Genomic DNA, 15214 nt, shown 5'->3' with positions numbered 1-15214 from the left:
GGCTCACACTATCCGTCCAGTTCAGCGTCAAGGGACGCCAGTGACAAATTCATCCTCCCTACAACCGGGCAATCCGCCTCATTTAACTGACAACGAACGGCGCCGAAGTTCGCCGCCTTGGCGGGTGCATTACCCGCAACTGTCCTCGGCGGCGGTGTTCCCGTGAAACCCGGATGCCTCGGAGTCTTCCGAGGAGGAAGTGTTCTTCTTGGTGACCGGCACCGGTTTGTCGGCCCGCAGCAGTGCGAAAAGGGCGTCCGCCCTGCCCTCCACGAGCTGGTCACGATTGGAGTCGTACACATACGGCTCGCGCGGGACGGTGAGGAACTGCACCTGTTCGGTGGGGATGTCACGCAATCCGCGGACGAGTTGGTACAAACCGCGCAGACTGGCCAGCTCCGGGTCGGTGGTGAGCGCGGAGGTCGCCGCGTCCAGCAGCGGATAGAGCTTCGCCGGGTTCAGCAGTACGTCACTGCCCCGGACTTTGTTGACGAGTGCCCCCAGGAACAGTTGCTGCCGTTCCATCCGCTCGGTGTCACTGCCGTTTCCGAGGGACTTGCGCGCCCGTACGTAGCCCAGAGCCTGCTCCCCGTTCAGAGTTACCCGCCCGGCGGGCAGCCGCAGTTTGGCCGCCTTGTCGTCGATCGGTTCCTTCAGGCAGACCTGCACCCCGTCGATCGAGTCGACCATGTTCTTGAAACCGCTGAAGTCGACGACGACGTGATGGTCGATCCGGATGTCGGTGAGCTTCTCGACGGTGCGGATGGTGCAGGCCGAACCTCCGACCTCGAACGCCGAGTTGAACAGCGTGAACGAGGGCTCGCTGCGGCGGCCGTCGCTCCGCAGGCAGCTCGGTACGTGCACCATCAGGTCCCGGGGCAGGGACACGGCGGTGGCGCTGCGCCGGTCCGCGGCGAGGTGCAGCAGGATCGTCGTGTCGGACCGCTCGGTGCCCAGGTCCTTGCCGTAACGGCGGTTCCCGCTCCCGGCACGGGTGTCCGACCCGATGAGGAGGATGTTCTGCGCGCCGCGCACCAGCGCGGTCGGGCGCTCCCGCTCGTAGCGGGCGAGCTCGGCGGCGGCCGCCTCGTCGGGGGTGATGTTGTGGCTGAGCCGGTCGTACAGCACCCAGCCGCAGGCGAGCGTGCCGGTGCCGAGCAGCGCGCCGACCACCGCCGCACCCCGCAGCCAACGCCGCCGCAGACGCCGGGCAATGCCGTCCCCGGTCGCGGTTGCCCCTCCGACGTCGGTCACTCCTCCAGAGTGCCCGGGGGTGAGGGCGCAGGGCGGCGGTAACTACTCCACAAGGGTGAGCGGCCCCACCCCCACTGACCTGCGGCGCACGCACGCCGCACGGACCCGCGTCCGGCGGGTGGCCCTGCCGGCTCGTCCGGCGAGGACGTCACTTGCCGTCGCCCGGCACGCGACCCCGCTGGTCCGTGGCTGATGAAGGCGCTCAGCGCCCGAGGTCGGAGGACGGCCCCCGTCGATCCGTCCGGCGAACGGCCCCACCGGTCCGCGGCTGGGGAGCGGGCCCGTCCGTCCGCGGCGGGCGGCGGGCGGCGGTCCGTGGACGGGCTCGACGGTTTGTGGTCGGTGGGTGGGATTACCGGACCGTCGCCGTGACCCGTTCGCTCTCGATTCGCTTGGCGGTGTCCTTCTCGCTCAGTTCCGCCAGGTGCCGGCACAGCACCACCGACCCCCCGACCGCCAGCGGCGCGTACAGACCCGCACTAAGGCCTTCCCACGTGTCGAAGTCCAGCCCCGACAGCAGTCGTGACCCGGGACCGGTCAGGTCCAGACCCGGCGCGTCCGCGAGCGCGCGCTCCACCACCTCGGCCCCGCTCATCTCCGCACCGGCCACGATCAGCGCCGGCTCCTCCGGATCGACGGGCGCGAACGGAGCGAACCGGTCCCCCTGGCTCGGCACCTCCACCGCGTAGTCGGCGAAGCCGTCCGGGACCACCGGGAAACGCCCGCCCAGCGGCCGCAGCGCGAGAGCGACCCGCTCCCCGCGGCAGGCCCGGGCCGCCGCCAGCGAATCCGGCCCGCTCACCACCACGTCGGCCGCCGCGGGGTCCCCGCCCACGTCCGCGATCACGCCCACCGACGAACAGGCGAGCAGCCACACCGCGGTCTGCCAGTGCGCGGGCAGCAGCAGGGCCACCCGGTCACCGGGCCCGGCCGCGAGGTCACCCTGGAGCAGGTTCGCGGTCTTGGCCACCCAGTTGGCGAAGGTGGCCACGGACAATTCGACGCGTTCGCCCGTGGCATCGTCGTAGAAGGTCACCAGGGGGCGGCCGGGGTCCGCGGCGAGCGCGGAACGCAGCAGGTCGGCGGGGGTGCGATCGGTGGCGTTCACCCGGGAAAGCGTACGCCGCGGCCGACGCGACCACCGCCCGGCGGGGCCACCGGTTCGACGCGGTCGCATTCGACGGACCGCCAGTCACGAAATGGGCATGCATATCGATTATGTCCGAGATCAGAGGCGTGCGTGGATTCCAGGCTTCCTCGATCGGCGTCACCTGCGCGGCGGCCCTCGCCCTCCCCGCCGTCGCGCTGACCATGCCGTCCGCGGCCGCCGCGGCGGCGGAGCGGGGCCGCGACGAGCACCGGCCGCCCCACCGGGAGTGCCGCCCCCACCGGCGGCACCGGTCACTGCCCCTCACCACCCCGCACCCGGGAACGCGTCCTCGGCCAGGCCCCCGAACAGGGCCTGCACCGCGACGACCTGGAGCACTTCTCCCTCGTCGGCGTCAGCTGGGACAACCCCGGAACCGAACTGCACGGCCTGTTCCAGGTCCGCACGCGGTCGGCCGCCACCGGCGACTGGACGGGCCGGCAGGACGTCGACACGCACAACGCCGACCACGGCGCCGACCCGGGCACGGCAAGAACCGACTCGGGTCGTGTGCACGGCGGCACCGCCCCCCTGTGGGCGGGTGACTCGGACGGCGTCGACGTACGGGTGCGTGCCGAACTCGATGACCATCCCGGCCCGCGCGGCAGCACCCCACCGGCGGGCGCGACCTGCTCCCGGCCGGCCTGCGTCTGGAACTCGTCGGCCCCGGCGAGGAGGCCCTTCCGCAGGGCCCGCCGGCCGACGTTCCCCGCACCGGCACCGAGGCGGACGCGTCGGCGGCCGCCGACACCGACCTGGCACCGTTCGGCGTCAGCGAGATCCCGGCTCTGAACGAGGATCGTCGCCCGCCGTGGCCGGGGCGCCGACGAGTCACTGCGCGAGAAGGGGTTCGTGTACACCGGGAAGGTCAAGGCGGCCTTCGTCCACCACACCTCCTCCGGCAACGGGTACAAGTGCTCCCAGGCCCCGTCCGTCATCCGCGGTGTCCACCGCTGCCACGTGGTGAGCATGGGCTGGCGGGACATCGTGGAAGCTCGGGCTCTTCGGGGCCAATCCGACGGGGGAGACATATCTGAAGTCCGGCGGTGGCAATCTCTACCCAAAGGGGAAGAACGTACGACTGAACGTGATCTCCGGCCACAGGGACGGGTACGCCACCGAGTGTCCCGGCGCGAAGCTCTACGCCGAACTCGGCTCGGCCCGGACCGGCTCCGCGCACCTCCAGGGACGCTGAGGACGGGGGACCGCGTTCACCGCCGTCGGGGGCAGTCGGGGGAAACCGCACACCGATGCCGCGTGGCACCGCGCGGCCGTCGAGGGCGCCGTCGCACGGTCTGCATACACTGGCCGGCCGACAGAAGAGAGTTCGGCCGGTCCCGGCAGGAAGCAGAGACGACAGGTGACAGAAGCGATTCTCCTGGTCGGCGGCAAAGGCACCCGGCTGCGCCCGCTCACGGTCCACACGCCCAAGCCCATGGTCCCGGCCGCGGGCGTACCGTTCCTGACGCACCAGCTGGCCAGAGCCAGAGCGGCGGGCGTGGACCACATCGTCCTCGCGACGAGCTATCTGGCGGAGGTCTTCGAGCCGTACTTCGGCGACGGCGCGGCACTCGGCCTGCACATCGAGTACGTCACCGAGGCGGAACCGCTCGGCACCGGCGGCGCCATCCGCAACGTGGCGGCCCGTCTCCGCTCGGGCCCCGACGAGCCGGTCCTGATCTTCAACGGCGACATCCTGACCGGCCTGGACATCAGGGCGCTCGTCGAGATGCACGAGAGCACCGACGCAGACGTGTCCCTGCACCTCACCAAGGTCACGGACCCGCGGGCGTACGGTCTCGTCCCCACCGACGAGACGGGCCGGGTCCTCGCGTTCCTGGAGAAGCCGCAGACCCCCGAGGAGATCGTCACCGACCAGATCAACGCGGGGGCGTACGTCTTCCGCCGCTCGGTCATCGACACGATCCCGCAGGGCCGCCCGGTGTCGGTGGAACGGGAGACCTTCCCCGACCTGCTGGCGGCCGGGGCCCATCTCCAGGGCATGGTGGACTCCACGTACTGGCTCGACCTCGGCACCCCGGCGGCCTTCGTCCGCGGCTCGGCGGACCTGGTCCTGGGCCGGGCTCCGTCCCCGGCCGTCCCCGGCCGCTGCGGCGACCGCCTGATCCTGCCCACGGCCCGGGTCGCGGCGGACGCGAAGCTGACGGGTGGCACGGTGGTGGGAGAGGGCGCGTTCGTGGCCGAGGGCGCACGGGTCTTCGGCTCCACGATCCTGTCGGGCGCCGTGATCGAACCCGGCGCGGTGATCACCGACTCCCTGATCGGCCACCGCGCCCGGGTCGGCGAGCGCGCGGTCCTGACGGGCACGGTGATCGGCGACGGAGCGACCGTCGGCGCGGACAACGAGCTGCGGGAGGGCGCGCGGGTGTGGTGCGACGCGATGATCCCGGCGGGGGCGGTGCGGTTCTCCTCGGACCAGTAGGGGGCTGCTGAGCAGGTACGGCCGCGGCGGGGCCGCGCACCGGCCGGGGCCCCGCCCCTGGAGGGTGCGTCACCCGCCCGTACGTCACAGTCGGCCGATGTCCCCGCGCGGCATCCGCGGTGCCCGCCGCTTGGGTACCTGCCCGCTCAGCAGGATCAGCCGGGCCGCCCGGTGCCGCTGCCCCGCGTAGGGCTCCAGCAGCCGCAGCATGGCCTCGTCGTCGGCATGCCGGTCCCCGGCCAGCGCGAATCCCACGATTCCCGGCAGATGCAGGTCCCCGACCGTCACCGCGTCCGCCGCCCCGTGGCTGCGCTGCACGGTCTCCGCGGACGTCCAGGGCCCCACCCCCGGCACCACCTCCAGCCGCGCCTGCGCGGCCTCCGCGGCCATCCCCACCGCCTGCTCCAGCCGTGCGGCGACCCGCACCGCGCGCAGGATCGTCGACGCCCGCTTGTCGTCGACGCCGGCCTTGTGCCACTCCCAGGAGGGAATCAGCGCCCAGGTCCGCGGTGCCGGCATCACCCACATCGGCCGCTCGCCCACGCCCGCGGGTCCGGGCGCCCGCTCCCCGAACCGCCGTACCAGCAACCGCCAGGCCCGGTACGCCTCGTCGGTGGTGACCTTCTGCTCCAGCACCGAGGGGATCAGCGACTCCAGGACCAGCCCGGTCCGGGTCAGCCGCAGCCCCGGCCGCCGATGCCGGGCGCTGGCGAGAACGCGGTGCCGGGGCACGAACAGGGACGGGTCGTCGGCGGAGCCGAGCAGTTCCGGCAACTGCTCCAGCAGCCACTCGGCACCGACTCCCCACGCTTCCGCGCGCACCTCACCGCCGTACACGGCGACTCGCAGCGTGCCGGGACCGGCAGGCGTGAGACTGGCCCGCCACACGGACCCGTCGGAGGTGGCCCGGAACGTCGGATCCCCGGGCCCACGCCGCAACGGCCCCAGCACGAGCCCGAGATCGAGATCTCCGGCCGGCCTCCACAGCCGCACCCGGCCGGGCGCGGTCGCCTGCCGGGGAACACCCGCCGCAGGCACGACCACCTGCCCACCCCGCACAGTCACCCGGGTGGGCCGCGGAGCGAAACGTCCAGCCACTCAAGAGATCCTAGGCGCCAGGCGCCCTTTCAGGGGCGCGGACCGTGTCCGACATGCGACCGCCGCCGCCTGGGCGCGGCCGGCCACAGGTGGCCCGCACCCGCCCGTGGCCCGGTTCTCCCCGGACCGCGGGCGTGGGTCACCGCACCTCGATGAAGTCCTCCGGATCCCGCTCGGCCCTGGCCCGCGGCTCCTGCGCCGCCTTCCCCACGGCCACCGCCCCCATCGGATCCCACCCCGCCGGCAGCGCCAGCACCTCCCGCACCACGTCCCGGCAGAACATCGTCGAGGAGACCCACGCCGACCCCAGCTGCTCCCCGGCCAGCGCGACCAGGAAGTTCTGCACACCCGCCCCCGTCGCGACCACGAACATCTCCCGCTCGGCCGCGTCCCGCCGCGGGTCCCCGTAGGTGTGCGACCCGTCCATCACCAGACAGGGCACCACCAGATACGGCGCGTTCCGCAGCACGTCACCGCGTCGCACCCGCTTGCCGATGGACTCCGGCGACTTGCCGTCCTTCGTGAGGTCGGCGATCCACGCGTCCCGCATCGCGTCCAGCAGGCGCAGGCGTGACTCCTCCGACTCCAGCAGCACGAACCGCCAGGGCGTCGTGTGGTGCGGCGCCGGCGCCGTCACGGCCGCGGCGACCGCCCGCCGCACCGCCCCGGGGTCGACGGGGTCGTCGGTGAACGCCCGCACCGTCCGCCGGAGCGTCACCGCCTCCCGGACCGCCTCGGACGTGCCGAGCCGGAACATGTCACTGGCCGCGTCCCGGACCAGTGCCCGCGCGCTCTCGCCCTCGTCACCCGCCGCGGTCACGATGTGCCCGAGCCCGCGCACCACGGCCACCGGCAGCCCCGCCGCCTTGCCCTTGACCAGATCACCGGCGGCGGCGAGTTCGTCGGCCGTGGCGACGACGGTCGCGACCAGCGGATTGCCGTACGCGTCCACGCCCCCGCGCAGATCGTCCAGCACCTGGACCCCGGCGGCGCCGATGGTCACGTCGGTGAGTCCCGCGCGCCAGGGGCGCCCGAAGGTGTCCGTGACGACGACCCCGACGTTGACGCCGAGGGCGTCGCGCAGCCCCGCGCGGATCGCGCGGGCGGAGGCGTCGGCGTCCTCGGGCAGCAACAGCACGGTCCCGGACGGAGTGTTGGAGGCGTCCACCCCCGCCGCGGCCATGACCAGACCCTGCCGGTTCTCCACGATCCGCAGGGGCCCGCGCCGGGCCACCACCCGCACGGTCTCGGCGTCGATCGCGGCCTCCCGGTCGGTCGCCTCGACGAGCCGTCCCTCCGCCTTGGAGACGATCTTCGACGTGACGATCACCACGTCCCCGTCGGCCAGCCCCGGTCCGGCCGCCGCGATCAGCTTGGCCAGGTCGTCGCCCCGCTGGACCTCCGGGAACCCGGCCAGGGCCCACACCCGGTACTCCGGCACCGCGTCCCCGGTCGTGTCGATCGTGCCGGTCTTGTCGTCGGTCTCCTCGGTCATGCCCCGCGCACCTCCTCGGCGAGCGCCAGCGCCTCCCGCGCCATCTGAGCGGCCGCCTCCAGGTCGGTCATCATCAGAGGTACCGCCCGGCAGCGGATGCCGGCCTCCTCGACGCGCGCCACGCTGCCCGCGTCCACCGTGTCGACGAGCCAGCCGTCCAGCAGCCCCGAGCCGTAGTGCTCGGCGACCGCCGCCGCCGTCGACTCCACGCCCACCGCGGCGAGCACCTTGTCGGCCATCCCGCGCACCGGCGCGTCCCCGACGATGGGGGAGAGGCCCACCACCGGCACCCCGGCACCGGCGATCGCCTCCCGGACGCCGGGCACCGCGAGGATCGTGCCGACCGAGACCACCGGGTTGGACGGCGGGAAAAGGATCACGTCCGCCTCGGAGATGGCCTCCAGGACGCCCGGGGCCGGCTTGGACTGCTCGGCGCCGACCGGCACCACCGCCTCGGCGGGCACCGACGCCCGCAGCCGTACCCAGTACTCCTGGAAGTGCACCGCCTTGCGCTCGCCGTCGACCTCGACGGCCACGTGGGTCTCCACCCGGTCGTCGGTCATCGGGATGAGCCGCACGCCCGGCTTCCAGCGGTCGCACAGCGCCTCGGTCACCGCGCTCAGCGGGTAGCCGGCGCCCAGCATCTGGGTGCGCACGATGTGCGTCGCGAAGTCCCGGTCGCCCAGACCGAACCAGTCAGGTCCCGCCCCGTAGGCGGCGAGTTCCTCCTTGAGATGGAAGGTCTCGTCGGCCCGCCCCCAGCCCTGCTCCTCGTTGATGCCGCCGCCGAGGGTGTACATCACCGTGTCGAGGTCCGGGCAGACCTTCAGGCCGAAGAGGTGGATGTCGTCCCCGGTGTTGCCGATGACGGTCACGTCGGCGTCCGGCACGGCCTGCTTCAGACCGCGCAGGAACCGGGCACCGCCGATACCGCCTGCCAGAACCACAATGCGCATGCGCCAAGTCTCGCAGGCGGGTCCGACAACGCGTCACGCGGTCACGGGTCGGGCCTCGCAGCTCTGCGCGGCGTGCATCGGCATCTCGGTGAGGCCCGGGTAGTAGACGTGCAGGCTCACCGCCGGCTCCAGCGCGTCGTTCACCACCTCGTGCACGTACCCCGGCGCGAAGACCCGTTGTGCGCCGGCGGTCAGCGCGCGCGTGCCCCGCGCGGTGTGCTCGGTGAGCGTGCCCTCCAGCACGGTCAGTACGCCGGAGGAACGGCCGTGGTCGTGCGATCCGCTGCCCTGCCCGGGCACCCAGGACAGCAGCCACACCTCGTAGCCGGGGCCGGTGCGCAGCCGGTGGTACCAGCGCGTGGTGGCGTCGTAGCGCACGAGGTGAGCCCACTGGGCGCGGTCGGCGGCGATCGCACGCGCCAGCCCGGCGAACTCGGCCACGGTGACCGGGTGCTCGCGCGGGGGCTGCAGCAGGTGGGGGACTTCGAGGATGTCGCCGGCGATCTGCAGGTCGTTGTCGCTGTTCATGGGGTGCGGTGGTTCCTCAGTGAAGAAGGTCAGCGGGGAACGAGATGCGAAAACCGAGCCCTCGGGGGCCCGGTCAGCAGCTGGAGCGGTGCGATACGGCTACGGCTCAACAGCTGGAACAGCAACAGCTACAGCGAGCGCGGGCAGCACCGTGGGACCCGGCGGTGCGGGTCGAGGTGAATGCCAAGTTCGCGAGCATGCCCACTAGGACATCGGTTCACACCCGCAGTGTCAACTCGACGCCCGGTATGTGGGACATGTTTCACCTCATCCGGTTCATCTCTCTGACGAAAGGTTTGTTCATCCGGCACCCGGGACACATGGCGCACAACTGGGCGCGCGTGCCACCGCGGAACGCGATCGAACATCTGGGCGTCCTTCTCCGTACAAGCTCTGTATGGGGTCGGGGGCCCTGATGGGCCTCGTCTGCATGTCAAGGTTTATGGCGATTTGAACACTTTCCGCACGGCCTTGGTTCCGCAGAGTGAATAACGGGCCCAATAGCAGATCTCGGCTTGACTCGCCCGGAGCAGCACACTTGTAATTTCACTCGTGTCGTTCAGCCGAAATCGGTAACGGCCGGGCACGGGGACGTGAAAGACAGACGAGGGGCGCACATGACCGAGCTGGTGCAGCAACTGCTGGTCGACGACGCGGACGAGGAACTCGGCTGGCAGGAGCGCGCGCTGTGCGCCCAGACCGACCCCGAGTCCTTCTTTCCCGAGAAGGGCGGCTCCACCAGAGAGGCCAAGAAGGTCTGCCTCGCCTGCGAGGTGCGCTCCGAGTGCCTCGAGTACGCCCTCGCCAACGACGAGCGGTTCGGTATCTGGGGCGGACTGTCCGAGCGTGAGCGCCGCCGTCTCAAGAAGGCCGCCGTCTGAACCGGACAGCCACCGGACGCACACAACTGAGCTGCGCGAACGGCCCGTCGCCCGTGGGTTGTCCACAGGGGGCGGGCCGTCGACATGCCCAGCCGATAGTGTGGGCGCTCGTCCGAGACGCCTCGCCGCCACCAGCGGGCGCAGGAGTCCACCGCAGTCCATCGAACCGGGGCCCGTACCTCGATGTCCGTCCACAGCCACCAGGCCGCCGACCCAACGGCTGCCGCAGCGGGTTTTGACCCGACCCGCCCGCCCGAGTTCCCGCGTCACGTGGTGACCGCGGTCCTCGTCTCCCACGACGGTGCCCGCTGGCTGCCCCACGCACTCGCCGGGCTGCTCGGCCAGGAGCGCCCCGTCCAGTACGCGGTGGCGGCCGACACCGGCAGCGCGGACGACTCCGCCCGGCTGCTCACCGAGTCCCTCGGCGACGCCAACGTCGTGCACCTCGCCCGCCGCACCGGCTTCGGTCAGGCCGTCGAGGAGGCGAGCCGCACCGCGCCCGTCCTCACCCCCGACGACCTGCCGTACCTGAAGCGGCCCAGCGGCTGGGACCCGGTCACCCGCCAGTGGCGCGACGACGCCTACGACATGCCCGAGCTGCCGTACGGCGAGCCCGTCCAGTGGCTGTGGCTGCTGCACGACGACTGCGCCCCGGAACCCGAGGCCCTCGCCCAGCTGCTCCGGGTCGTCGACAACGAGATGGAGCTGGGCCGCGACGACGTGGCGGTCGTCGGCCCGAAGCTGCGCGGCTGGTACGACCGCCGGCAGCTGCTGGAGGTCGGCGTCACCATCGCCCACTCGGGCCGTCGCTGGACCGGCCTTGACCGTCGTGAGCAGGACCAGGGACAGCACGACCACGTCCGGCCCGTGCTCTCCGTCTCCACCGCCGGCATGCTGATCCGCCGCGACGTCTTCGAGGAGCTCGGCGGCTTCGACCGCAGGCTCCCCCTGATGCGCGACGACGTCGACCTGTGCTGGCGCGCGCACGACGCGGGCCACCGCGTCCTGATCGCCCCCGAGGCCGTCGTACGGCACGCCGAGGCCGCCTCCCGCGAGCGCCGCGCCGTCGACTGCGCCGGCCGCACCACCGCCTCCCCGCACAAGGTCGACAAGGCCGGCGCCGTCTACACCCTGCTCGTCAACACCCGTACCGCGGCGCTGCCCTGGATCCTGCTGCGGCTGGTCCTCGGCACCCTGCTGCGCACGGTCGCCAACCTCGTCGGCAAGGTCCCCGGACAGGCCCTCGACGAGATCCGCGGCCTGCTGGGCATCCTGCTGCGCCCCGAGCGGATCATCGCCGGACGGCGCAGGCGCGGCCCCTCCCAGCTCGACAAGGGCGAACTGCGCCCGCTGTTCCCGCCGCCCGGCGCGACCGTGCGGGCCACCGTCGAGCAGGTCGCGGGCAACTTCTTCGGCGCCGACGACGAAGTGACCACCGCCGGCCGGCACGGCGGCGGGGTCGAGTCCGGGCCCGGCGGCGACGACGCCGACTTCCTGGAGATCGAGCAGTTCGCCCGCGTCAAGCGCATCGCCCGCAAACCGGGCCCGGTGCTCTTCCTGGTGCTGCTGCTGTTCTCGCTGGTCGCCTGCCGCGCACTGCTCGGCGGCGGCGCGCTCGCGGGCGGCGCGCTGCTGCCCGCACCGGGCACCTCCGGCGAGCTGTGGTCCCGCTACCTGGACGCCTGGCACGCGGTCGGCGCGGGCGGCACGCCGGCCGCCCCGCCGTACCTCGCGATCGTCGCCACACTGGCCTCCCTGCTGTTCGGCTCGACCGGGCTCGCGGTGACCGTGCTGCTGGTCGCCTCGGTGCCGCTGGCCGGGTTCACCGCCTACTTCGCCTCCCGGCCGCTGGTCACCTCGCGCCTGCTGCGCGCCTGGGCGGCCATCGCCTACGCCTTCCTGCCCGCCGCCACCGGTTCGCTCGCGGGCGGCCGCATCGGCACCGCCGTGCTCGCCGTCCTGCTGCCGCTGATCGCCCGCGCGGGCATCGCCGCCGCCGGCCTCACCAACGCCTCGGGCGGACGCGGCAGCTGGCGTGCCACCTGGGCGTACGCGCTGCTGCTGACCATCACCACCGCGTTCACGCCGATCGTCTGGCCGATCGCCCTGGTCCTCGGCGTCGTCGTGCTCGCCCTCCGCCGCTCCGACCTGATCGCCTGCGGCCTGCGGCTGCTGACCCAGCTCGGCACCCCGCTGCTGGTCCTCGCCCCCTGGTCGCTGACCCTGCTGCCGTTCGGCTTCTTCAAGGAGGCCGGGCTGGAGTACGGCCCCTCGGCCGCCTCCGCCCTGGACCTGCTCGGCGCCAGCCCGGGCGGCCCCGGCACGCTCGACGGGCTGATGCTCATCGGCATCGTCCTGGCCGCGCTGGCCGCCCTGCTGCGCTCCGAGCGTCAGTCGGCCGTCCGCATCGCCTGGGCCGTCGCCCTGGTCGGACTGGTCTTCGCGGTCCTGTCCAACAAGTCCGCCTGGGCGGGTCCCGCGACCCTCGTCTACGGCATCGCGATCGTCTCCGCCGCCGCGCTCGGCGCCGACGGGGCACGCTCCCGTGTCGCCGAGCAGAGCTTCGGCTGGCGCCAGCCGGTGGCCGCCCTGATCGCCTTCGCCTCCGCCGCCGGCCCGCTGCTGCTCGCCGCCGGCTGGATGATCGCGGGCGCCGACGGCCCGGTCGAGCGGCGCGACGCCACCCAGGTGCCGGCGTTCGTCGCCGAGGACAGCGCCACCACGGACCAGGTCCGCACCCTCGTCCTCGACAGCGACAGCACCGCGCGCGTGGACTACATGCTGGTACGCGGCTCAGGCGCCCGCATGGGAGACGCCGAGGTGACCGCCGCCGACGGCGAGAACGCCAAGCTCGACAAGGTCGTCGCCAACCTGGTCGCCGGCTCCGGCGCCGACCAGGCCGACCAGCTCGGCGGGTTCGCGGTGCGCTACGTCCTCGTCCACAAGGGCGCACCGCGTGACGTCACGCGCGTGCTGGACGCCACACCCGGCCTGTCCCGGCTCAGCCAGCAGAACGGCGGCGCCCTGTGGCGCGTCGACCAGCAGGTCTCGCGCGCGGCCGTCGTCGCCGCGAACGGCTCGGGCACCCCGGCCGCCGTCGCCGCCGGTCCGGTCGACATCCACACCACCATCCCGGCAGGCGCCGAGGGCCGCATCCTGCGTCTGGCCGATTCGGCCGCACCCGGCTGGACGGCCACCCTGGACGGCAAGCCGCTGACCCGCACCACGGTCGACGGCTGGGCCCAGGGCTTCGAACTCCCGTCCTCCGGCGGGAAGCTGGACGTCACCTACGACACCCCGTTCACCCACGGCGTCTGGCTGTGGATCCAGGGCGCGCTCGCCGTCGTCCTGGTCGTCCTCGCCCTGCCCGGCCGCCGCCGTGACGTCGACGACGACCTGCCCGAGGAGGAGCAGATCCCCGCCCAGCCCGTCGAGGGCGAGGGCCGCCGCGCCCGCCGCCTGCGTGCCCAGGCGGAGTCCGAGGAGGCGGCGACCGCCGAGGAGGCCGAGGAGTTCCCGGCCACCGACGAGTTCCCGGTCTCCGAGGGGGAGCAGGCGCAGGCCTCGGTCCCGCAGCAGCCGTCCTACGACGAGTGGGACCCGGCCTCCTACCCCGCGGGCGACGGCTACCAGTCGGGCTACGCCGACCAGTACCAGGACACCGGCGCCGGCCAGTACCAGCAGGGTTACGACCAGCAGACGTACGACCCGTACCAGACCGGCCAGTACGACCCCTACGCCTACGGCGGGCAGCAGGGGCAGCAGGGGCAGCAGGCGTACGACCCGACGTACCAGCAGGGTTACGACCCCGCCTATGACCCCGCCTACGACCCGGCCGCCCAGCACCACCACGGCACCGGCGGCGAGCACCACGACGGGAGCCAGCAGTGAACCGCACCACCCTGTCCCTGCTCGCCGGCACGGCCGCCCTCGCGGCGGTCACCGGGTTCGCCGCGCTCAACCCGCCGGCCACCGCACCCGCGCACACCGCCGAGGCGGCCGCCCAGCTGCCCGTGGAGCGCACCACCCTGCTGTGCCCGGCGCCGAGCCTGTCCGACATCGCCGACACCTCGTACACCTCGTTCACGCCCGTCACCAAGGGCACGACGAGCGACGGCAAGGCCGAACTCCAGGCGGCCACCGAGCAGTCGGCGGACGGGACGAGCGGCAAGAAGAAGAAGGCGCCCAAGCCCGTCCTCACCCCCAAGACACCCGGCACCCCGGCCACCGGTGACACCTCCGGCTCCGACGGCCCCGCCTACGTCGGCACCGCCGAGGGCAGGTACGCCCCGGGCTGGAGCGTCCAGGAGACCACCGAGGTCGCCGCGGGCACCGGACGCGGCCTCCAGGGGGTCAACTGCACCGGGGCCGACACCGACTTCTGGTTCCCCGGCACCAGCACCGCCGCCGGCCGCACCGACTACGTCCACCTCACCAATCCCGACGACAGCGCCGCCGTGGTCGACATCGAGTTGTACGGCAAGGACGGCCAGCTCAAGTCCTCGGTGGGGGAGGGCATCACGGTCGCGCCGCACGCGAGCGAACCGGTCCTGCTGTCCACGCTCTCCGACGAGAAGCAGACCGACCTGACCGTGCACGTGAACGTGCGCAGCGGGCGGGTCGGCGCGAGTGTGCAGGCCCTGGACGACAAGACCGGCGGCGACTGGCTGGCCGCCTCCGCCGACCCGTCGGGCAGCCTGGTGCTGCCGGGCATCCCCAAGGACGCCACGGACGTCCGGCTGATCGCCTTCACCGACGGTGACGCCGACGCCGACCTCAAGGTGCGCCTCGCCTCCCCGGACGGCCTGATCACCCCGGCCGGCAACGAGACGCTGCACGTGAAGGCCGGCATGACCACCGCCACCGACCTCGGTGACGTCACCCGCGGAGAGGCGGGCTCACTGGTCCTCACGCCCACCGACCAGTCGGTCCCGGTGGTGGCGGCGCTGCGCGTCACCCGCGGCAAGAGCGGCAAGCAGGAGACCGCGTACATCCCGGCGACCGCGCCGGTCGGTACGCGCGCGACGTCCGCCGACAACAGCGGCAAGGGCAGCACCCTCTCCCTGACCGCGCCCACCGGCACCGCCCAGGTCAAGGTCACGGCGTCAGCGGGCAGCGAGGGCGGCAAGGCGGTGTCCAAGACCTTCACGATCAAGTCCGGCACCACCCAGGACGTCGACGCCCCGGTCCCCTCGGGACTGAAGGGCACCTACGCGCTGACCGTGGAGCCGATCTCCGGCGGGCCGGTCTACGGCTCCCGCACGCTGGCGGCCACCGAGGACGGCATCCCGGGCTTCACGATCCAGACCCTCCCCGACGACCGCGGCACGGTGGCCGTACCGGAGGCGGACCAGGACGTGTCGGTGCTGCAGAAGTAGGCCGCGCGAGGCAGGCCGCGCCGGCGGTGCACGC

10 protein-coding genes and 1 pseudogene are annotated in these 15214 nt (G+C 72.9%); 5 read left to right on the top strand and 6 right to left on the bottom strand.

Features of this window, described 5'->3' with window-relative positions; genetic code table 11:
* Nucleotides 1-129: 129 nt before the first annotated feature.
* A complete protein-coding gene (locus ACZ4O3_RS13250; protein ID WP_467722201.1) occupies nucleotides 130-1254 on the bottom strand; it encodes an LCP family protein in 1125 nt (374 codons plus the stop codon).
* 352 nt (nucleotides 1255-1606) lie between these two features.
* Entirely contained in the window at nucleotides 1607-2362 is a 756-nt protein-coding gene (locus ACZ4O3_RS13245; RefSeq protein WP_362722310.1) for a TIGR03089 family protein, read from the bottom strand.
* Nucleotides 2363-2472: 110 nt separating this feature from the next.
* Between ACZ4O3_RS13245 and ACZ4O3_RS13240 the strand changes: the two are divergent.
* Both ACZ4O3_RS13240 and manB read left to right on the top strand, forming a co-directional pair.
* Nucleotides 2473-3596, top strand: a pseudogene (locus ACZ4O3_RS13240) (peptidoglycan recognition protein family protein).
* 165 nt (nucleotides 3597-3761) lie between these two features.
* Nucleotides 3762-4844 carry a mannose-1-phosphate guanylyltransferase gene (gene manB, locus ACZ4O3_RS13235; RefSeq protein ID WP_362729365.1) on the top strand — a complete coding sequence of 361 codons (1083 nt, stop codon included), beginning with the start codon at nucleotides 3762-3764 and terminating at the stop codon, nucleotides 4842-4844.
* 84 nt (nucleotides 4845-4928) lie between these two features.
* Here the strand turns inward: manB and ACZ4O3_RS13230 are convergent, their stop codons facing one another.
* The 4 genes from ACZ4O3_RS13230 to ACZ4O3_RS13215 all read right to left on the bottom strand — a co-directional run bounded on the left by ACZ4O3_RS13230 (nucleotide 4929) and on the right by ACZ4O3_RS13215 (nucleotide 8921).
* A complete protein-coding gene (locus ACZ4O3_RS13230; RefSeq protein WP_467722200.1) occupies nucleotides 4929-5942 on the bottom strand; it encodes a DNA-3-methyladenine glycosylase family protein in 1014 nt (337 codons plus the stop codon).
* Nucleotides 5943-6081: 139 nt separating this feature from the next.
* Nucleotides 6082-7437 carry a coenzyme F420-0:L-glutamate ligase gene (locus tag ACZ4O3_RS13225; RefSeq protein WP_467722199.1) on the bottom strand — a complete coding sequence of 452 codons (1356 nt, stop codon included), beginning with the start codon at nucleotides 7435-7437 and terminating at the stop codon, nucleotides 6082-6084.
* Nucleotides 7434-8393: a 2-phospho-L-lactate transferase gene (gene cofD / locus ACZ4O3_RS13220; protein WP_362727577.1), complete on the bottom strand. Its 960-nt coding sequence runs from the start codon at nucleotides 8391-8393 to the stop codon at nucleotides 7434-7436. The genes ACZ4O3_RS13225 and cofD overlap by 4 nt, the downstream gene beginning before the upstream one ends.
* A 33-nt stretch (nucleotides 8394-8426) precedes the next feature.
* Entirely contained in the window at nucleotides 8427-8921 is a 495-nt protein-coding gene (locus ACZ4O3_RS13215; RefSeq protein ID WP_362727579.1) for a cysteine dioxygenase, read from the bottom strand.
* 617 nt (nucleotides 8922-9538) lie between these two features.
* Here ACZ4O3_RS13215 and ACZ4O3_RS13210 point away from each other — a divergent pair.
* The 3 genes from ACZ4O3_RS13210 (at nucleotide 9539) to ACZ4O3_RS13200 (ending at nucleotide 15180) form a co-directional block, all read left to right on the top strand.
* Nucleotides 9539-9802: a WhiB family transcriptional regulator gene (locus ACZ4O3_RS13210; protein WP_003975777.1), complete on the top strand. Its 264-nt coding sequence runs from the start codon at nucleotides 9539-9541 to the stop codon at nucleotides 9800-9802.
* Between the two features lie 183 nt (nucleotides 9803-9985).
* A complete protein-coding gene (locus ACZ4O3_RS13205) occupies nucleotides 9986-13693 on the top strand; it encodes a glycosyltransferase family 2 protein (protein ID WP_467722198.1) in 3708 nt (1235 codons plus the stop codon).
* Nucleotides 13690-15180, top strand: a complete 1491-nt coding sequence (locus ACZ4O3_RS13200) for a DUF5719 family protein (RefSeq protein WP_467722197.1) — start codon at nucleotides 13690-13692, stop codon at nucleotides 15178-15180. Before ACZ4O3_RS13205 ends, ACZ4O3_RS13200 begins: the two co-directional genes overlap by 4 nt.
* Nucleotides 15181-15214 lie beyond the last annotated feature (34 nt).

Source organism: Streptomyces sp. NPDC026515 (genome assembly GCF_055567595.1).
The sequence above is the reverse complement of the archived record's forward strand: the minus strand, read 5'-3'. Positions and strand labels throughout refer to the sequence as shown.